Below are 19,447 nucleotides of genomic sequence, written 5' to 3' on the forward strand. Positions count from 1 at the left end.
GCCTGAGGCTGAATTCTCTTCATGTTGGAAATATTTTACATCGAGTTAATAATCGTGGAGAGAGCAAGGAGCTTACTAGCTTCACCTCATGCTTTTCCAGAGCATGTAAGACTGCCTGCTAGCTTCTGGCGATGGAGGCTCTGCTTCAAGAGCTGATGGGTAGGTGGATAAGGGCTAAGACCCTGCACTAAAATAATGATAGTGTAGGGTAAACGGGTTGAGGGTGAAGTGAGCAGTATCGTTGACTGCCTGCGCAGGCTGGGCTATGAGAGGTTAACAGAGCTTCAGAAGAAGGCGTTTAAAAGTATTGCTAGTGAAGGAAAGCATGTTTTAATTGTAGCACCAACTGGCAGCGGGAAGACTGAGGCAGCCATCCTCCCAGTTTTCTACAGGGTTAGAGCGGGTAGAGTAAAGCCTTTCGCAGCAATATATGTTACCCCGCTGAGAGCATTAAACAGGGATATTGAGAGGAGGATTAAGAGTATAGCTTCATGCTTTGAGCTAAGCGTGGCTGTCAGGCACGGTGACACCCCGGGGAAAGCACGCAGAAATCTCTACGTTAACCCCCCGCACGTATTGATCACTACGCCTGAATCATTCACCTACGTGCTGGTTAACGAGAAGCTGTGGCCCTACATGTCTAACGTGAAGTACTTGATTATAGATGAATTCCACGAGATGATTAGAAGCAAGCGGGGGCTGGCACTACTCACAATACTCTACCTGCTACGCGAGTACTATGGTTTCAAGCCTACTGTGATAGCTCTATCAGCAACACTCTCGAATCCCATGGAGGTTTCAAAGCTTATTCCAGTCGATGATATTGAAATCCTAGTAGATGACTCAGCTAAAGCCGTGGAGTTAAAGGTTGCTGTCCCCCGCGGGGGATCTAAGGGTATTCTAGGAGATGAGCGGCTTGAATCCAGGCTGCAGTATATTACTAGAACTGTTGAAGCTTACGGTAGCATCATAGTCTTCACGAACACGAGATCTCTAGCTGAGTCGCTGGGTTCAACGCTGAAAGCCTTCGTGGAGAAGCTTGGCTTAGACTTCGAGGTCGCCGTCCACCATGGTAGTCTCTCCAGAGCCCACAGGGAGAGAGTAGAAGAAGGATTCAAGGAGGGCAGGATTAAGCTTCTAGTAGCTACATCCAGCATGGAGCTCGGCATAGATGTAGGCCGCGTAAACTACGTTATCCAGTACCTCTCCCCTAGGCAGTCCTCACGTCTAATACAGCGTGTCGGTAGAAGCGGGCATAGGCTGGGGGGAGTTAGCCGTGGTACAGTAGTAAGCACGGGTAACACATTGCACCTTCTAGAGTCCCTAGTGCTAGCTAGAGAAGCCTTGAAGGGGAGGGTTGAGAGAGAAGACATTACTCCAAAGCCCCTGGACGTCCTCGCATACGCTACCGCAGTGCTCACAGTGTTAAACCGCAGCGGGGTGAGTAAAGAGGATTTATTCGAGAGACTGAAGAAGTACACGCTCTATAGTAGCTTAAACCGGGATGAATACGATAGGCTTGTAGAGTACTTGAAGTACACGCGTGTAGTTAGAGAGGACAGCGGTATCCTAAAGCAGACTCGAAGAACAAGGCTTTACATCTACGAGACAACCATGATTCCATCAACAAGAGATCTAGTGGTTGTAGAAGCCTCCACGGGGAGGAGGATAGGCTCGCTGAACGAGGAGTATGTTGTATTAAATCTTAAACCAGACGACATAGTTGTTCTTGCCGGGGAGTCCTGGAGGATCATAGGTGTGGATGAAGATGAGGGTAGAGTGTACGTTGAGAGAGCAGCAGTAGACTACAGTGAAGCTGTAATACCCCACTGGGAGGGTGAGAGCATACCAGTTGAAGCATCAACAGCTAGAATGGTGGGGGAGGTAGTAGACTACATTAGAGAGAATGGTAGGCTACCAGAAGACCTGGAGAAGCTTCTTGAAACACCCGTGGAGATACCCTTAGATGCTGTAAGAGAGTTGAGCGGCGCCTTCGAGATATACGTAGACTACGTTGAAGACTTCAACATGGTCTTCATAAACATTAACTGGGGAAGTAAGGTTAACAGCTTTATAAGAGATCTTTTAATACTGGTCCTCAAGCAGAAGTACCCGCTGGCAGGCTTCGAAGCATACTCCTCACCCTACGCTATTATACTTAGAATTAAAGGGTACACGCCACCCCTCGAGATACTGAAGGTCATCGAGGATACCTTGAGGAGAATAGGGGAGTACACGGCTGACCCAGGGATGCTTAAGCGTGTAGCGAGAGAGGGACAGCTATTCTACTGGAGAGTCTACCAGACAGCTCAGAGGTTCTCAGCTGTGAAGCCCGGTGAAACCAGGGTCACAAAAGCGATGCTGGAGGCGCTGGGGGAGACAGTTATAGGTGATGAAGCCTTAAAGGAGGTCTTAGTGAGAGACTACGATTTAGAGTCTACTCTCAAGCTAGCCTCCATGATCTCTACTGGCGAAGTAAGCATTAAGCGGAGGCTCTACAAGCAGATTTCAAAGCACCACGTGGAGATACTAGGCTACATAGAGCTACCAGTTAAAAGAGAGATTGCGGCTCTCGATAGATCACAGTACCTGGAGAGGCTTCTAGAGAGGGAGTTAACACTTGTATGCTTAAACTGCGGCTACGTGAAGCAGGGTAAGGTGAGAGAACTCATGGAGATGAACAGCTACTCCTGCCCCCGCTGCCACCGCGCGACGCTCACAGTAGTTAAAGGAGAAGGCGAGGAGGAGAGGATTCTAGTAGACAAGCTTAAACGGGGAGAAAAGCTTAAAGCTCACGAGCAAAGGCTACGCGAGGATCTAGCTAGAAGAGCCATAATACTATTTAAATTCGGAAGGCAGGCTCTCCTAGCGTTCGCTGGGAGAGGTGTAGGCACTGATGAAGCCGTGAGGATCCTCAACAATGTATCAAGAGGCATGGATATAGTATCAGAAGTATACGAGAGAGAAAAAGAGTTCCTCAGGGTTAAAAAGTACATTGAGAAGTCTAGCCGTGTGTGATAATTCTTCTACGGCTCCTCCTCTTGAAGGCTTTAGGGTTATCGGTTACCAGGGGGACGACTACCTTCTCAACGAGTTGATCGCTGATAGGGCAGGCTTCAAGATAGAATCTCCTAGTTTTATCGTCGAGTCTCCTTAGTGGTCTAGGCCCGTTCTGCGTGAGCACAGCGCTTCCTGGAGGCGTCCAGAGAATACAGCTCCCGCACTTCACGCACCCCTGGGATCTATATACTACTTTTAGAAGGTCTACGAGGTCCTCGAGATTCACGTCGCTCGAGAAGGGTTCTACCTCGAGGATTCTCCCTGATACTCTTAGAGTTGTACTACTAGAGGAGAATACTAGGGTATCGCTCTCCTCAGTGATGTTATACCCTAATCCAGCCATGTTATCAACAACTACTTCTTTAACAGTAGAGGGTATTAGATCCCTGTTGAATACTAGTCTAAGCCCGCTGTTATACCTGGAGACTTCAAGCGGTGCTAGGTTCACGCGGCTACCGAGGAGTCTACGCGTGTACTCGCTTCTCCAGTCGATCACGTAGTTTTCAACATGCACGGCAATCCTCTTCTTAGCTGTTTAAGGCGTTAGCCACCTCCATAAACCTAGTTTAACCCACTCGGCGGGCTGAGCCAGCTTCACACGCCACTCCTCAAGGATCCTAGACCACTTCTCCCATAGCTCCGGGTACTCTTCAGCTACATCCTTGAATTCTGCTAGAGCACTCGAGGGGCAGAGGTAGCATCCTAGTCTATCAAAGCCTTTCTCATAGAGCCTGTTGTACGGTAGCTTATGCTTAAATATGTAGAGCCAGCATTCAAGCTGACCCCAGTTCTGGATAGGGGATGTTGTCACTAAGTGCGGTATCCACTTATTCCTCCAGATCCTCGGGTTCTTAGCTCTATCCAGGGATTCGAAAGCCCTCTGTCCTACAATGTTGAGTGCTCCATTAGGCCAGAGAACCCTGGTTAACCTAGCTATGGGTACAAGCTTTGCTACCTTACAGCACCACCTGTAGTCTTTTCCAGGGGGCCCGAATACTTCTACAGCCTTCCAGAATATATCGCCTGCTGAAGCTACATGCAGCTTCACACCATACTTCTCGGCTACCTCGTGGACATTCCTGATGGTTTCAGGCAGCTCGAGCCCAGTATCATTGAATAACATTTCCACGCTCCCATAGGCCTTATAGGCTAAGTCTAATGCTACTAGGCTATCCTTGCCTCCCGAGTAAGAGACTGAGACTGGTAGCTTGTATCTATCTCCCAGCCTCTTGAGGAAAGATATAGACCTCTCAGCTAGGGCCTCTAGCCCTTCTTCATTATACTTTAGTACATCGTTGAGTGAAGCTGGCTTATCACTGGTTTCAACAGGCATAGTCTTATCGTGGTAGGTCTTCACGACTACTAGTTCATCACCGTAGACTTCTCCAAGACCTCTGACAACACCTCTCTTATCTACTACTACAACCTGCCTTACCCCCACGCTTGGAGCAGGCTTAACCCTCCTCCCAACGTAAACTGGGTTATCCAGCACGACTCTCTCAGTTAAGCCTTCTTCAAGAGCTCTCACAGCGCCAGCATAGGTGGGCCTGAACCTCCACTTCTCCCTGAAGGGGTCGTAGTATAATTGGCCGATAACATTACCTGAGGATACAACCTCGTACATTAGATCCCAGTGTGGTACCTTATTCAGCAGGATGAACCTGCCTTCAAAGAACCTCCTGTAGAATGCGTCACCGCCATACTCGTAGACTACAGCCTCCCTCAGCTTCTCGAGGTCGCCTTGAAAGGCGGGTCTAGCGTCACCAGGCTCCATGAGTCTCACAGAGTAGTAGAGGTCGATCTCCCTCTGGCTTGGCCTGACGATAGGTATATTCCTCCATGGATCCCAGTGGAGTTTAAACGTGGTAGGCCAAATCCTAGGCGTAAGCACCACCTCACACGGTTAAATGCTAGGGAACCTAAAATTACTACTTGAGGCAGTGTGAAGGACAAGCGTGCTAGCAGCTACTAGTCAAGCTTTAAGCGGGCGCTGGCAGCTAGCAGGGGTTCCACAGACCCCTAGTTATCTTCTAGTAGTATAGTAGAGTATAATGGTTAACACGACTGCAGCTATAACTCCCACCACGGCTGAGAAAGCATAGTTTACTTCTCCTACAGTAGTAGTCTTAAAGGATACCTCTGTCACTGTAGATGTAGTTGTCTCAGTCACAGTCCTAGTAGCAGTCTCAGTAATAGTAGCTGAAACCGTGGTTGTCACAGGCTGGGTTAATGTCACCGTAATGGTAGCTGTCTCACGCAGCGTGACAGTCCTAGTTGCAGTCACCACTCGAGTTAGAGTTGCAGGGGGTGCATCAATAGGCTCAGGGTTTAAAACACCCGTGGTAACCCTGACGAAGCCGTCGCCGCGTACAGCTTGAACGTTACTACAGGCTTCAGCAGTATTCAAGCCGAAGTTATACTTGCCTGGGAAAACCCTGTACTCGACTCCATCCCAGTAGGCTATAGCCAGCTGGGCGTTAAGCCTTGTGAAGCTAGCTGTAAGACTACAGCAGTATCCCCCAAAGACTAATTCAACGTTCAAGGGGTATCCAGCGCTCGACGTGTAAGTCATCGTAGCTACTACTCCAGCACGTTTCACTGGCACACCTAGAGGAGGAGTTATAGCGACACTATCAAACCATGCAGTAGGCTGCTGGATTAAGCTTCCATTCTGGGCTAACATGTAGCCAAAGTCAACGCGCACATCACTAACATTACTGTAGACTCTTATAGTCAGGTTGCCGGCGAAGGGTGTCGAGTAGACTTGAGGCTTTGTTATGTAAGCGTAGTAGCTCCACGCGGATCCCTGAACCCTTCCCCTCCCATTGATAGCTGTAGGGTCTAGCCTGCTAGGCTGGGATGTAGCATTCCATATGTTAACCGAGAAAGCTGTTAAACGCTTACTGGTTACGAAGACAGCTACGTTTTGAACCCAGTAGTACTGGATTCTCCCGTCTTCAAGCTCGACTTCAATGAAAGCATTGAGCTGGAGGCTCGCCCCATACATCTCCTCAGCCCTCGTGGCATTAGGATTGAAGACTTCTATCTCCGTGATGTTGAAGAATCCTGTAATCATCTCTGTATATATTACGCTGGCAGGGTAGCTGGCGACACCCATAGGTAAGCCTTTCTCCTTGACAGTATAGGAGATGTTTAAAGACTCCCCGCAGACCCCGGGTATCCTTAGATAGTAGACTCCAGCCTCCCCGACAGGGATTGCTAGAACACTACTACTAGGTATAATGTACTCGTCGACCACCCCGCCCTCCTTCTCCAGATACAGGGTTAACGAGCTATCCTGCCAGCTGTAGACAACTATGTAAGCTGGCACCGAGGATACATTAACCTCAGCGTAACCGTAGCACGTGCTTACAGTACTAGCACTTTGAGCAGGTGGAGCCAGCAGTACTAGAGTCGTGAAGACCACTGTAAGAATCAAGGTAGGTGGAGCACTTAAGGTCATCCACTCTGCAGCCCCTGGGCTGAGAATACTAAAGCCGGGTTAAAAGCTAAGGAGGACTCGCTTCCCGTGAATTCAGCCTCCACTAGCTAGAGCCAGGCTTGTACTTAACAGCGTACAGGAGTATCATTGTTGAAGATAATGCTGTAAGTACTAGTAGAATAAATGGGGCTACCCGGAGGATTCCTGCGAACACTGTTTCAGCTATGCTTGTTTCACCTAGATCTAGGAGGCCGGCTGAAGTAAGCACCTCGAGGTCTCTTGGAATGTATCCTAAGTCTACTTCAACGTGTAGTCTAGCTCTTGCTAGAACCAGCGGCAAAACGAATCCTGTTAGCGATGCAAGTATAGACGAGTAGAGAGCTGGCTCTCTAGGAGACTTGAATCTAAGAGTAGATGTCAGCAGGTAGAAACCTGAGGCGAGAACGTAGAATCCGTGGACTATAGAAGTTAAGGCTAGTAGCCTCGCTTTCTCGAATCCCACGCCATGCAAGGGCTCTCCGAGGAATTCAATCTTATAGTTCACGAGGGATATATATCCATTGAAGACCCCGCTTAAAACGTAGAGGGGTGTTATTGGCAAGACTACTGCTATAACACCTGATACAGCTAGTAGAAGAGAGGCTGTTACAACCAGCATCCTCCACTTAACTCTAGGCTTCGGCGGGATACTGCTAGACTCTATTCGACCAGACATATACCTCACCCATATAGGAGTACCTGACAACAACGTATGTGCCGGGCTCTAGGGCCAGAGTGTACGTTGAAGTAGCATTCACCACTACGTGTAGCATCTCAGTTAAACCCTCGCGGATCGATGCAACTGTTATATTAGCTTCAATGGGTAGAGGCGTGGGGTTCTCGATAAACAGTGTATTGCCGGCTAGGTATACTCGAGGGGGAGGCCAGGTGACATGCACTATATAACTCCCGTTAAGATGACCTTTATCAAGGTCGAGTGCTAAGCTGACTTGAAGCCTGTTAACTCTACTCTCCATCATTGCATAGTAGGCTTCTCTAGGTACACTTATGTGAACCCTGCTTCCATTCACTACAGCTGTACACGTCCACTGATATACGTCATGGCTTAGAACAGAGTACTCTACAGCCTTGATGCTAAATCCTCCGAGATTATATGAGATGGTGATCGTGGAGAAGTCGTTGGAGATAAAAGTTCCCTGGAGCTCGACTACAGGGATTTTCAGCTCAATGGGTTGTGGGGGTAGCTCTGACCCTGTATAAGCGATACCAGTATAGAATGCTAGGAGGAGTAGCGGGGGAATAAAGTGCAGGCTGGATCTTCTCCAGGGGCGCCCCCATATGGTGACAAGGATAGCCGTGGCCGCCGGCAGCCAGATATAGAGGGGTACGTGGGATACTACTTTATACTTTACTAGGGAGGCTTCTACAGGGGGGTCGGGATTAGGATTCAAGTCACCCTTTGTGACAACTATGCTGTCTTCAATACTGATAACTCTGTGAACAACTTGATCTCCGAGAGATCTACTGTAGACTACTATATCGTTAACCGTGAACCCTGAGATCCATGTGGCAACACCCACAATAATACATCCAGGCTTTAACTCAGGGTACATTGAGTACCCTGCAACAACATTCAGGGAGATAGGAGATAACCCGTGGTAGGATGCAGTGAACACGAGAATAACGAGTATTAAAGTAAGGTAGAGGAGTAGCGTGGAGGCCTTCACGAGTAGACACCTATCCGGTGAGAGTCACCTCAACTGGATTGTATACACATGCACCTCCCTCGCTAACCATAGTGCAGTACTCGAGATAGATGTTAAGTGTAGCTGACTGACTGCTAGCTGTAAAGTATCCTTTAGCGTAGAGGTAGATGGAGGAGCCTGATGGTATTTCAATCCAGCCTGTCATATTACTTGAAACCACACCGCTTGAAATAGTGATGGGGGGAGAGGCTTCATAGCTTCCTGATTTAAGAGTAATATTGACTGTTAGAGTACTGGGAGCAGTATAGTTTGCTAGAATAAGCCTTGCGTAAACAGGCTTAACATCGTTGTTCGACAACTTCAATAGGATAGCTCCTGAAATCATGCTACTTGACGATGAGATCCTCGCTGAGACGCTCGCTGAGGTGTAGTTAGCGCCAAGACTACAAGAAGGATAGCCGAATGCCACCACCGCGTACACATCACCCCCCAGTAAGGCGTCAGTTGACGGCACAGTATAGTTTAAGGCGGGAAGACCCTCAGGATAGGATACTATGATGCCTCCACCACTCCCTGTTCCAACTACAGTGTCTGATACAACCCCTAGAAGAGTATCCCCGCCGGTTGATACTGTGCTATTAACGAGGAGTCCGCTTGTATCGTAAACGCTGACACTATACCCTGCTGGAACACCCTGGAATACAATATAGCGGGGGTCACCATTATAGCGGGGGTCACTTGTTGGAGTTGAAACCATGAAGTCATCGAATACAGCGGTTACTCCATCTACATTAATTCCGTAGTAAGCGGGTATTGCTTTCATATAGTTCTTACCGCTATATGATACCGAGGCTAAGAGTACCCCGCTCACATCGTAGAGGTATACTGTTATGTTAGCATCCTTCTTGGTGAAGGAGAAGGATACTACTAGAATATACCAGGAGCTAAAGGAATACGAGGGAATACTAGTATCTCTTAACGGCAACCACTCCCGAGAGTAATAATATATTGTTAGGTAACCACTTGAATTTATCCCCACCGTATACATGGCCCTGCGTCCTTGATCGAGTACTGCTAACCCGTACCATCCTGTTCCATTGGATAGTCTTGTCTTCACTGTAACCCAGCCTGTAATCACGTTAAGTGCGCTGTTATAGTAGTACTGAGATGCTCCACCTAGGCCTCCATCGTTATCAGTGCCTTGTATTCCACTACCCTTATAGCCGGTAGTGAGGTTCCAAGAGCCTCCATTACTATTCCACCCGGTGGTAGACTCGAAGTCCGTGTAAACTAAGGCTCCTCTATTCGCTCTCGTGATAGAGTGGGGTATGCTCCCCGTATAGCAGCCTAGTATTAGAGATGGCTGTACAGGGGATACAGATGCTTCAAGCGGCGTGAAAACATGGAGGGATGAGAAGACTAGAATAGAGGATAAGATTAAAACTAGAATAGAGATGGTGAAGGCCGCGTTTAAAAAATACTTGGCTTCAAGCATCAAGCACCACTACATGCTCCTCTACGGTGCTACTGACGGCGGGGTCTCGCTGACTGGTGAGTACACTAGGTATACTTGTGCTGTTGCCGAGGATGGCAGCTGGACGCCTTCAGGGATATAGATTAACAAGTCAACCTCTAATGTTTGACTGGCATTAATTTGGAAGCTAGTACTACTAGATTTTGTGAGATCTAGAATTGCTACGTAGCTACTAGCCGTAGGGTTCAGATAACTGTATGGATCGTTTGTGCTGTTGGTTGGCACAGTCTTCGGCCAGCCTGTGAGGCTTCTAACCGTCCCGGAACCATATACTATTAGAGTGATGTTACCGTTAGCCCAGGATGATATTGGGGTGTATACTGTTAAATTCACATAATATGCTTTGTTATCAGTATTCTTGATTACAGCTAGGTTTCTGTAGTATGATACCTGGTATGTTGGGTGTACTGTAATACTAAGAGAGGTTCCACTATTGCCAACTGCAACACCTATGGTTCCGCCTCTTAAGTCGGATCCTCCAGCGTTGCTACCTAGAGCGAAGACTATTGGTGGTTGCACAGGAGATACTGTAGCTTCGATAGGGTAGTAGACGAATACAGCTGCCATCACTGTAGATACTAGTACTGTTAAAGCTAGTAGCAGCGGTATATACTCTTTAATTTTCTCTCTCATTTTTCCACCCCATGCTGCTTGACATGATACTAGCGTACGTAAACTATCTGAGAGGAGGTTTTTAAATAATCTTTATCAAAAAAAAAAAAAAACTATAGTTTTAAACTTATAAACTAACTGTGTCTCTGCTGTTCCCCTAGCCAGCATTAACGTGATAGTTCACTAGTTATGCTAAGTAAGCTTTCCGCCGGGGAACCGTATTAGTTTTTAGCTTTAAGCATGCTATGCTAATATGCTTGTAGTGTTTACTAGGGTGGCTGTGTTGAGAGAGGAGACTATTGTTGCTGAGGGTCTTGTTAAAAGGTATGCTACGAGGGAGAGGAGGGGTTTACTGAGGAGTGTGAAGCGGGTTGTTGAGGCTTTACGGGGTGTTAGCTTTAAAGTGTATAGGGGTGAGGTTGTCGGGCTCCTAGGGCCTAATGGTGCTGGTAAGACTACTACTGTTAAGATACTCTCTACTCTACTCCTGCCTGATGAAGGAGATGCATGGATCCATGGTAGCCATGTTGTCAGGGATGCTGGTAGAGTGAGGGAAATAATAGGGGTTATGCTAACTGTGGAGAAGGGGTTCTACGGTAAGCTCACGGGTAGAGAGAACCTCGAGTATTTCGCGGCACTCTACGGTTTACCTAGGAGTAGGGCACGGGAGAGGATTGAGAGTCTTCTCAAGCTCTTAGAGCTGGATAAGCTGGGTGCGAGTGACAGGCTTTTCGAGGAGTATAGTCTAGGGATGAAGGCTCGTTTATCCCTGGCGAGAGCACTATTAAGGGATCCCCCTGTCCTCCTCCTAGATGAGCCGACGCTAGGCTTGGATCCACCGAGCAGTAGGAGGATACGTGAGCTAGTCCGTAGTCTAGCACACGAGGAGGGGAAGACTATACTCTACACTACGCACAACATGTTTGAAGCTGAGATTGTATGCGATAGAATACTCTTAATCAATAAGGGAAGGATTGTAGCAGAGGGTTCTCCAAGCGAGCTTAAATCCATGATCCCGCGGCTGAAGACTATTATCCTCACGCTCCGCGGTGATGGCGGCAGCGTCGAGAGAATTATTGAAGGCTTGAATCCAGGTAGATACGAGGTTAACAGTAGTGAGGGAGTCTACAGTGTTAAACTCCACGTTGAGAAGCCTGAGGAGGTAGTAGACTCTCTTCTCAGAAAGGTTATTGCAGCTGGATTCGAGATTATATCCCTTAGGGTTGAAGAGCCGACACTTGAGGATGTCTTCATGTACTTCGCGGAGAACGCTGGGTAGGTGCTTTAAATGGCATCCAGCTTGTTCTTGAATGCAGTTTACGCTGAATTCAAGATGGTTTTCTCAGAGCTCTCGAGGAGGAAGATAACGCTAGTCATGATTATCGGGTACCCCTACATGCTCCTTGTCTTCATCCTGCTACTAGGCTACGGGTTCGGGGGTAGCCGGGTTTTCACTGAGAGGTTTGGTATCCCGCCGGAGGTATTCTTCACTGTCTCAGGTTATCTTTTAATCGCAGTTATGAGCGTGAACGATGATTTACTCTGGAGGCCTTTATTCGATGAGTGGATGGGGACACTCCCCTACATTATTGCATCCCCTATGCCAAGACTCTACAGGTTTCTCGCAATACCTCTCCCCAGGCTACTCGCCGGCGTAGCCTCGGGTGCAGCGACAGTTGCACCTGTAATGCTCTACTTCTACGGTGTTAGCGGGCTGCTGGAGGCTGCCTCAGTAATACTACTCGGCATAGTGGCAGCTGTCACTCTCACCCCATTAATAATGGTTTTAATGGGCTTACTGTACAGCCATGGGAGGGATCAGTGGAGGTTTATCAATATACTTAGACCCCTCCTCTTCATACTCCTCGGAGTCTACTACCCGCGCTTCATGATGCCTCTCGGAGGCTATGTAGCGTCAGCTCTAATACCGTCAAGCCATGTAGTCGAGGTGATACAGAGGATACTGCTCGGGGAGGCTGAGCTCTACTACTCTTTTATTCTTCTAGCTGCCGCGACAGCATTATTCTTCATTTACACGCCTATAGGCGTGCACTCCATCAGTCTCTGGGAGAAATCTAAGCTTAGAGAAGGAGTTTCTCTTTCATGATTTGGAGATCTTTTATACTAATCCATGTTCACCCTTGAAGAAGAAAGCAGGAGATGTAAGCCCCGTGCCGTTGGGCTTGAAGGAGACCCATGACCCACCCTAGAGATAAGTAGGTGGATGAGGGCTAAGACCCTGCACTCAAACATAAAATAAAATATTCGAATAATTGAAATGAGAGTACAGGGTTGAACGGTGAAACTGGATTGATGGACTCTATTAGAGCAGTGCTTAAAGCCTACTTTACATCTGAGCTTGTGAGGTCCAGTGGCTTCATCTATGGAATGCTCTCTATGTCCCTGTGGATCGTCCTGTTTGTTGCGCCTATAGAGCTCTTCGCTTCGCCGGGTGTTGATAGAAGCGTTATTGCAGGCTACATGTTTACAGCTGTCCTTGTCTTCTCATCGTATAGCACGGCTACATGGGATCTAGCCTGGGAGATAAGGTGGTCTATGAGGAGTGGTGTACTCGAATACTACATTGTCAGCGGGCGGAGCCCGTTAATCCTGATTGCTGGTGTCGCCCCGGTGAGCTTGATATGGCTTGCAGCAAGCCTTACACTAGTATACAGTGTATTCACGCTGCTACTAGCGCCTCCAGCATTTATAGTGGAGAACCCGCTGCTATTATTATACAGCTTTATTCTGCTAGGCGTAGTACTGCTAGCCCACACACTAGTTCTCGCCGGCTCCACGCTGAGCACTGGGACAAGCGGGCCTGTAATGGAGCTTATAAGCTGGATACTCCCGATAGCTACAGGTGGTTTAACACCACTCTCAAACCTCCCCGAGCAGGTTGCAGTAGTAGCCTTGCTAACACCCTACGCCTATCCAGCCGAGCTTGTTAGGAGGAGCTTATTAAATGCCCCGCTCAAGCTGCCGTTAAACGAGACACTCATGTATGGAACAGTATACAGCCTCCTATACTTAGCTGCAGCCTACTGGTTCTTCATGAGAGAGTACAGGAGGATACTTAGAGAAGGCGTTAAAACCATTGGAATGTACTAGCCGTGCAGTAAAGGGGGTTAACGGTGAGCGAGCCTAGAGGTGGACGCGTAGTCTACACGATAGGCCATAGTAATAGAAGCCTCGAGGAGTTCCATAGACTGCTATCAAAGTACAGAGTGGAGGTGGTAGTTGATGTGCGACGGTTCCCTAAGTCTAAGAAGTACCCTTACTTCAACCGTGAGAGCCTTGAGGAATCCCTGAGGAGGCTGGGCGTAGATTACATGTGGCTAGGAGACCTCCTCGGAGGCTACAGGGAGGGCGGGTACGAGAGCTATGTGAAGACTGCAGGCTACAGGGAAGGGATTACGAGACTCATAGAGGTAGCAGGGTCAGGTAGAATCATAGCTGTAATGTGCAGTGAGAAACTATGGTTTAAATGCCATAGGAGGTTTATAGCGGATACACTTGTAGAGGAGGGCTTCAAAGTCCTACACATCATAGACGAAGACAGGGTACAGGAGCATAAGCTTAAAGCTACACGGTGAGCAAGGTTAACGTTAGAGCAGGCAGGCTTCTACTCCAGTTATATTAAACCCAGGTTTCTAATTAGTAGAGATAAAAGCCTGCTTTTGAATGAAGGGTGGAAGGGTGGCCTCTATGGGCGGGCGTCAGAAGACAACTATATTCATGGTTAAGGAGAGGAAGAAGACTCAGGGTAGCCAGGAGAAAGGGTAGGGTTGTGGCGGGGATACCTGTCGGCATAGCCTTACCCACAAGCATTCTCAGCGTTGAGTCAACCCTCTTCTTGAAGTCTCTCAGAGTACACCAGGTTGCCAGGGTATCCTCTATATTCGGGGTTGAATCAGTATTCTTCTACCGCGAGTACTCTACTCCACTAGAGGAGTACAGGAGGCATAGAGAGCTCATTGAAGCCCTCTGGAGGTACTTCTTCACGCCGCCGTACCTTAGAAGGAGGCTTGTACCCCGAAACCCGCTACTACGCTATGTTGGCGCGCTACCCCCTATAAGACTCCAGGCTTTCGATGTGAAAGGAAAGCCTACGCGTGGAGAGGTTAGAGCAGCATACATAACACTTAAAGAAGACGGGGTGACAGCACTACTCGATAACACCGAGGAGTATAAGGCTACTGGTGAGTGCAGTCCAGGTATCACGATGGTGAGAGTAGTAGACACTGTAGAGAGGATTGCTGAGTGCATTAACGGAGACTACTACATGGGCCCTAAGTTATTCTTTAGTAACTCCCTGAAGAGGATACTCGAGGATGCAGAGAGCAGTGTGTTCAAGCTGGCGACAGATAAGACGGGAGCTGTACCATCACTCCGCGAGCTGAGAAAGCTGCGAGGGAGGAGAATCCTAGTCTTATTCGGGAGCCCGAAGAGAGACCTCTACGAGATATCAGCGGGAGAAGGCTTCAGCATACTAGACTACGCTGACGCAGTCTGGAATACAATACCAGGGCAGAATGTAGTCTCAGTTAGAACAGAAGAAGCAGTTGCAGCGACACTAAGCCTACTAAACTATTTTCTAGCACTTAGTTAAGCAAAGAATATATTCCTGGAGTGAAAAACGTTTAGTGCTGTACCTTCATATTTTATCTACCGAATATGAAAATCAACCGGTTTTTAAGGGAATCCTATACATAAAATATATTAGCTAGTTCTATAATTAATATAGGAACACTAGGGTGGTACTAGTGAATCCTAGCCTTAGAGAAGGGTACTGGCAGCAACCTTTATTGATAGTACTCACACTTCTGGTTGCAATAGCGTTATCTCCTATCTCTGCTGCTACTACAGGAAGTGAGGCAACTCTTATAACACCGGGCCAATTAATCGCAATAGTAGTACTCGTGGTAATAGCGGTCTTCGAATTCCTGGGTTATAGACCTATAGGAATAGGTGAGCCCCTTACAATTGGAACACTAACTGGTATAATCGTGGGACTTCCCCTTCCTACAGCCCTTGCGTTGTCAGCACTACTTGAACTAGTATATTTAGGGGTTTACCCGATAGGTGGTGCTGCTGCACCAGACGCTCTTGTTGCTACGGTTATCGCGGTACTCTTTGCGAAGATCTTAGGGTATACAACTATAGCGGCTGAGCAATTATCCTCGCTCGTAGCTCTCGCAGTACCTATAGGTATTCTTTCAATGTACGTCGAGGTGGTTCTTGCTAGAGCTGGGTGCACAATATATGCTCACTTGGCTGATGCCGTAATAGAACGAGGTAACGTTGATAGACTGTACCCCATAGTAGCTGCTGGTACATTCCAGTGGGCTATATCAAAGGCGATACCGATCCTAGTGGTAGGAGCGCTTGGACTTTCACCTTCAGCTGTAGAAGCGATCAGGGCTTTCGTCAATAATCCAGATGTTGCTAGAGTCATGGGGGCGCTAGGCGTTGCCGGAGCAATGATGCCTGCAGTAGGTCTAGCATACCTGATGAAGCTCATGTTTAATAAAATGATGATACCCTGGTTCCTTCTAGGTTATATTCTAGCAGCCTACTTTAACATGCCTATTCTTGGTATAGCTTTAATGCTTGTAGCATTATTATTTGCTATTAAGGCTGATGAAGTAAAATCACTACTGGAATCTCTAGCAGCTACTGGTGGTGAAGCTGAGACAGTAAAGAAAAGAATGCTTTCAAGGAAAGACTTAGTAGCATTGTGGCTTAAGATAGCATTTACTAGCCAGTGGGCATGGAACTATGAACGTATGCAGGGGCAAGCCTATGCAGCCATCATCAAGAGCATTGAGAAGAAACTGAGGAAATCAAAGGAGGAGTTAATCAACTGGATGAAAGTGCACAACGAATTCTTCAATACTAATCCAGCGATGATTCCATTCATCATGGGACTTAACGTCTCTCTAGAAGAGGAAGGGGCTGACGCAGACACTATTAGGTCACTTAAAACAATGCTTATGGGCCCGCTTGCAGGGTTAGGTGATGGATTATTCTGGTTCACATGGAGGCCTATAGTCTACGGCTTGGGTGCGTCACTAGCCTTAGCTGGAAGCTTACTAGGTCCACTCCTTGCAACAGTTTTATGGGCTGTGCCAATCATACTGGTAACATGGTGGTTCCTGGTAGTCGGTTATAGGTATGGTGAAAGAGCCATCTCCTTAATACAAGGTGGGCAGCTAGAAGTTGTAAGAGAACTCGGAACAATACTAGCAATGGGTATCATAGGAGCACTCGGAGTAATGTATATTAACATTCATACGCCAGTGACAATAGCAGTTGGAGGAGGACAGGCCTTTGTATTACAGGATGCTCTCGACAAAATTCTCCCAAGACTTATTCCACTTCTAACCTTACTAGGAACTTACTGGTTGTATATGAAGGGTCTTACCCCAGGTAAAATCCTTATAATAGTGTTCCTTACAGGATTCATACTAGGCCTTGCAGGACTTCTAGCAGTCTAAAAGCGCATAAAAGTTTCCATTGATTTTTTAAATAATCATTATTACTTCCTGTTATAAAGTATACGGGTATGGCGGTTATCCATGCCTAGAAAAATTATTATCATGGGGCACGGTAATTTTCCGAAAGCGTTAAAAGATACTGCTAAGCTACTCCTCGGGGAAACAGTAGACGAGAAGATTATCATAATAGAGCTACAACCAGAAGATACTGCGGAGAAAATAAGAAATGAATTATACTCAGCACTAAATACAGTTGATGAAGCGCTGATATTCGCTGATATCTTCGGTGGTACTCCTTCTAGAGTAATTGCTGAAGTACTATTGAAGTCAACGTATAAGAGTGAAGCAGTTTTCGGCGTAAATCTCCCAATGCTACTTCAAGCTCTTCTCGAAATTGACGAGAAGGATGTTAAAACTCTTGCTGGGGAGATAATAGTTCAAGGGAGAGAATCTATAACTACTCTTTCTGAGAAGCTATCAGAATCATGAAATATTTTTATTTTAGTTTTAGTGTGGTTCTGTAAGCTTGCTTCCTGTAGAAACTGTGCTCTAAAAGGCTTAAATTAACTGTATGACTGTTGTTATTACTGTAATACTACTAAAATCTCAGAGTAAATGTTATGGTGATCTCTAAATGCCCGTGAAATTAATTAGAATAGATGACCGCTATATTCACGGGCAGGTAACAGTTGGCTGGGTAAACGCATATAACATAAGTGAGATATGGGTAGTTGACGACGCACTAGCCACTAATGAGCTCTTGAAGAAAATCCAGGTAGCAATGGCACCACCCGGCAAGAAGGTTGAAGTACTTACACTTAATGAAGCAGTTGAAAGGCTCAAGAATAAATATTACAGTAAATCCAGCAATATAATGATAATATTTGCGACTCCAGAAGCTTGTAGAAGGGTACTAGAGAAAGCCCCGATAGAAGATATTAACTGGATAAATGTAGGACAGTCTGGCTGGAAGAAGGGGAAAACACTCGTAACTAAGAATTTTGCAGTTGACGAGAAAGATGTTGAGGAATTCGTGAAGCTCGCTAGTATGGGATATAAGCTTATCTATCAAATGTTACCCGATCATAAGCCAGAGGACTTCTACAGTATTCTAAAGAAGAAAGGGTTAATTAAGAGTTAACCTGGTTATTTATAATTGTTTGTTAAGAACGACATTTAGTATAAGGTATAAGTGTATAAGGAGCCCAGTATGTTCTAATGTTAGGTGGAAAGTAGCCGTGAAGATCTGGGTATTAAAAGTTGATATAACTCCTAGTGAAGCCATCCCGTTGGCAGGGTATGCTTATAGAAAGGGAAGTGCTAGTGGAGTCTATGATAGAATTTATAGTAGAATTCTACTTATAGACCATGTAGCTGTAGTATCCTTGGAATTACTCAACGTGGATGAAGAACTATGGAGGATAATAGCAGATATACTCAGCGAGAACCTAGGCCTCTCAGAAAGAGATGTTATTGTTACAGCAACTCACACACACTCTGCTCCTATTGCATCGAGAGAACTATTGCTAGATTTATGGGGAGCCGAGGAGTACACTGGAGTGGTTGAAAGATATAGAGAATTTATAGTTGACTCCATTAAGAAAGCTACCAAGGAACATGACATCATCGAATCCACCTTACATGCTGGTAGAGCTGTCGTGGAGGACATTTCATCAAATAGAGTGGATCCTAGCGGACCTATAGATAGAGAAGCCGTATTCCTACTAGATTCGAAGAGTAACTTTATAGCTGTAAATTTTGCATGTCATCCTACAGTTCTCCCCCCATCAAACAACATGGTTTCCGGAGATTTAGCAGGCGCTATAATGAGGCTTTTCGAGAAAACATTCAGGGTAAGTATTTATCTTAACGGGGCAGCAGGCAATATCAGCACAAGGTTTACAAGGAGATCCCGGGATTACAGTGAAGTAACGAGATTAGCAGAGTTATTCTATTCTCAGGTTGCTAGAGGTATAAGGAATGTAGAAGCCATAGATGGTGATGTAGAATTAAAATGGGAGAAAATGAGTGTTAAAACCAGGAGGATCCCGAGCATCAGCGAATTAGACGTTTTAGAAGAACGCTTGCTTTCAGAACTTAAATCATCCCCACTCTCCGAGAAAAGTAAGAGCATAGAGAACAGCCTTTTGAGAATAAAGATCTTAAGAAGCTTATCGAGATACCTTGAGCGAAGGGAGAGCATAACTTTACATCTAGCGAAGTTAACTATAGGAGAAGAGTTCGCAGCAATATTCACTCCAGCTGAAATGTTTATTGAATACCAGATCGAGAGTAAGAAGGCCTCACCATATAAGTACACAATGTTTGTAGGCTACGCAAACGGATATGTTGGGTACATACCATTCAGACCCTTAAGCGAGGAAGTCTATGAAGCAACAGTATCACTACTCGACCCATCTGAATACACTAGGATCCATGAAACAATAAACAAATTACTAGCTCGATAGAAGACTACAAGCAGCATTTACGAAGAGAACTTTGCTACATGTAGCAGTATTCCGCACTCTCATGTATAACTAAAAGCCTACAGCTACCCTAGGCTAGCAGTCAGAATTACATTAATTTTACTACA

17 protein-coding genes are annotated in these 19,447 nt (G+C 46.5%); 10 read left to right on the forward strand and 7 right to left on the reverse strand.

The genetic code is table 11. From position 1 onward, the window contains the following. Positions 1–228: 228 nt before the first annotated feature. The gene (locus OWQ48_06100) at positions 229–3,018 is read left to right on the forward strand and encodes a DEAD/DEAH box helicase (GenBank protein ID MCY0868779.1); all 2,790 of its coding nucleotides are present in this window, start codon (positions 229–231) and stop codon (positions 3,016–3,018) included. On the opposite strand, the gene OWQ48_06105 is transcribed toward OWQ48_06100, so the two are convergent. From OWQ48_06105 to OWQ48_06135, 7 genes are all read right to left on the reverse strand, one after another. Beyond that, entirely contained in the window at positions 3,005–3,574 is a 570-nt protein-coding gene (locus OWQ48_06105) for a hypothetical protein (GenBank protein ID MCY0868780.1), read from the reverse strand. The genes OWQ48_06100 and OWQ48_06105 overlap by 14 nt on opposite strands. 21 nt (positions 3,575–3,595) lie before the next feature. Then, the gene (locus tag OWQ48_06110; GenBank protein ID MCY0868781.1) at positions 3,596–4,951 is read right to left on the reverse strand and encodes a phosphoadenosine phosphosulfate reductase family protein; all 1,356 of its coding nucleotides are present in this window, start codon (positions 4,949–4,951) and stop codon (positions 3,596–3,598) included. Between the two features lie 132 nt (positions 4,952–5,083). After that, complete coding sequence (locus tag OWQ48_06115; GenBank protein MCY0868782.1) at positions 5,084–6,499, reverse strand: thermopsin family protease; 1,416 nt, start codon at positions 6,497–6,499, stop codon at positions 5,084–5,086. Positions 6,500–6,605: 106 nt separating this feature from the next. Next, positions 6,606–7,217, reverse strand: a complete 612-nt coding sequence (locus tag OWQ48_06120; protein ID MCY0868783.1) for a hypothetical protein — start codon at positions 7,215–7,217, stop codon at positions 6,606–6,608. Continuing rightward, positions 7,195–8,229 (reverse strand): signal peptidase I, encoded by a 1,035-nt coding sequence (locus OWQ48_06125; protein ID MCY0868784.1) that lies wholly within the window; start codon positions 8,227–8,229, stop codon positions 7,195–7,197. Before OWQ48_06125 ends, OWQ48_06120 begins: the two co-directional genes overlap by 23 nt. Before the next feature lie 10 nt (positions 8,230–8,239). Beyond that, entirely contained in the window at positions 8,240–9,703 is a 1,464-nt protein-coding gene (locus tag OWQ48_06130) for a hypothetical protein (protein ID MCY0868785.1), read from the reverse strand. A 21-nt stretch (positions 9,704–9,724) separates the two neighbouring features. Further along, a complete protein-coding gene (locus OWQ48_06135; GenBank protein MCY0868786.1) occupies positions 9,725–10,375 on the reverse strand; it encodes a hypothetical protein in 651 nt (216 codons plus the stop codon). Between the two features lie 262 nt (positions 10,376–10,637). On the opposite strand from OWQ48_06135, the gene OWQ48_06140 reads away from it, so the two are divergent. The 9 genes from OWQ48_06140 to OWQ48_06180 all read left to right on the forward strand — a co-directional run bounded on the left by OWQ48_06140 (position 10,638) and on the right by OWQ48_06180 (position 19,322). Further along, positions 10,638–11,633 (forward strand): ABC transporter ATP-binding protein, encoded by a 996-nt coding sequence (locus tag OWQ48_06140; GenBank protein MCY0868787.1) that lies wholly within the window; start codon positions 10,638–10,640, stop codon positions 11,631–11,633. A 9-nt stretch (positions 11,634–11,642) separates the two neighbouring features. Next, positions 11,643–12,461 carry an ABC transporter permease gene (locus tag OWQ48_06145; GenBank protein MCY0868788.1) on the forward strand — a complete coding sequence of 273 codons (819 nt, stop codon included), beginning with the start codon at positions 11,643–11,645 and terminating at the stop codon, positions 12,459–12,461. A 185-nt stretch (positions 12,462–12,646) separates the two neighbouring features. After that, positions 12,647–13,465, forward strand: a complete 819-nt coding sequence (locus OWQ48_06150; protein ID MCY0868789.1) for an ABC transporter permease — start codon at positions 12,647–12,649, stop codon at positions 13,463–13,465. 23 nt (positions 13,466–13,488) lie between these two features. Further along, entirely contained in the window at positions 13,489–13,950 is a 462-nt protein-coding gene (locus OWQ48_06155) for a DUF488 family protein (protein MCY0868790.1), read from the forward strand. Positions 13,951–14,144: 194 nt separating this feature from the next. Next, positions 14,145–14,966 carry a hypothetical protein gene (locus OWQ48_06160; GenBank protein MCY0868791.1) on the forward strand — a complete coding sequence of 274 codons (822 nt, stop codon included), beginning with the start codon at positions 14,145–14,147 and terminating at the stop codon, positions 14,964–14,966. A 154-nt stretch (positions 14,967–15,120) separates the two neighbouring features. Then, on the forward strand, positions 15,121–16,854 hold the full coding sequence (locus OWQ48_06165) for a PTS system mannose/fructose/sorbose family transporter subunit IID (protein MCY0868792.1): 1,734 nt from the start codon (positions 15,121–15,123) through the stop codon (positions 16,852–16,854). 81 nt (positions 16,855–16,935) lie between these two features. Continuing rightward, positions 16,936–17,343, forward strand: a complete 408-nt coding sequence (locus OWQ48_06170; GenBank protein MCY0868793.1) for a hypothetical protein — start codon at positions 16,936–16,938, stop codon at positions 17,341–17,343. Positions 17,344–17,488: 145 nt separating this feature from the next. After that, positions 17,489–17,995: a PTS sugar transporter subunit IIB gene (locus OWQ48_06175; protein MCY0868794.1), complete on the forward strand. Its 507-nt coding sequence runs from the start codon at positions 17,489–17,491 to the stop codon at positions 17,993–17,995. Positions 17,996–18,092: 97 nt separating this feature from the next. Further along, a complete protein-coding gene (locus tag OWQ48_06180) occupies positions 18,093–19,322 on the forward strand; it encodes a neutral/alkaline non-lysosomal ceramidase N-terminal domain-containing protein (protein ID MCY0868795.1) in 1,230 nt (409 codons plus the stop codon). Positions 19,323–19,447 lie beyond the last annotated feature (125 nt).

It is taken from the genome of Desulfurococcus sp., from assembly GCA_026626905.1.
Lineage (GTDB): Archaea > Thermoproteota > Thermoprotei_A > Sulfolobales > Desulfurococcaceae > Desulfurococcus.

Bases quoted from the DNA above. Each gene is read 5' to 3' on its own strand.
- OWQ48_06120 (MCY0868783.1), bottom strand. From the start codon at position 7,217: ATGTCTGGTCGAATAGAGTCTAGCAGTATCCCGCCGAAGCCTAGAGTT.
- OWQ48_06130 (MCY0868785.1), bottom strand. From the start codon at position 9,703: ATGCTTGAAGCCAAGTATTTTTTAAACGCGGCCTTCACCATCTCTATT.
- OWQ48_06135 (MCY0868786.1), bottom strand. From the start codon at position 10,375: ATGAGAGAGAAAATTAAAGAGTATATACCGCTGCTACTAGCTTTAACA.
- OWQ48_06145 (MCY0868788.1), top strand. From the start codon at position 11,643: ATGGCATCCAGCTTGTTCTTGAATGCAGTTTACGCTGAATTCAAGATG.
- OWQ48_06170 (MCY0868793.1), top strand. From the start codon at position 16,936: ATGCCTAGAAAAATTATTATCATGGGGCACGGTAATTTTCCGAAAGCG.
- OWQ48_06175 (MCY0868794.1), top strand. From the start codon at position 17,489: ATGCCCGTGAAATTAATTAGAATAGATGACCGCTATATTCACGGGCAG.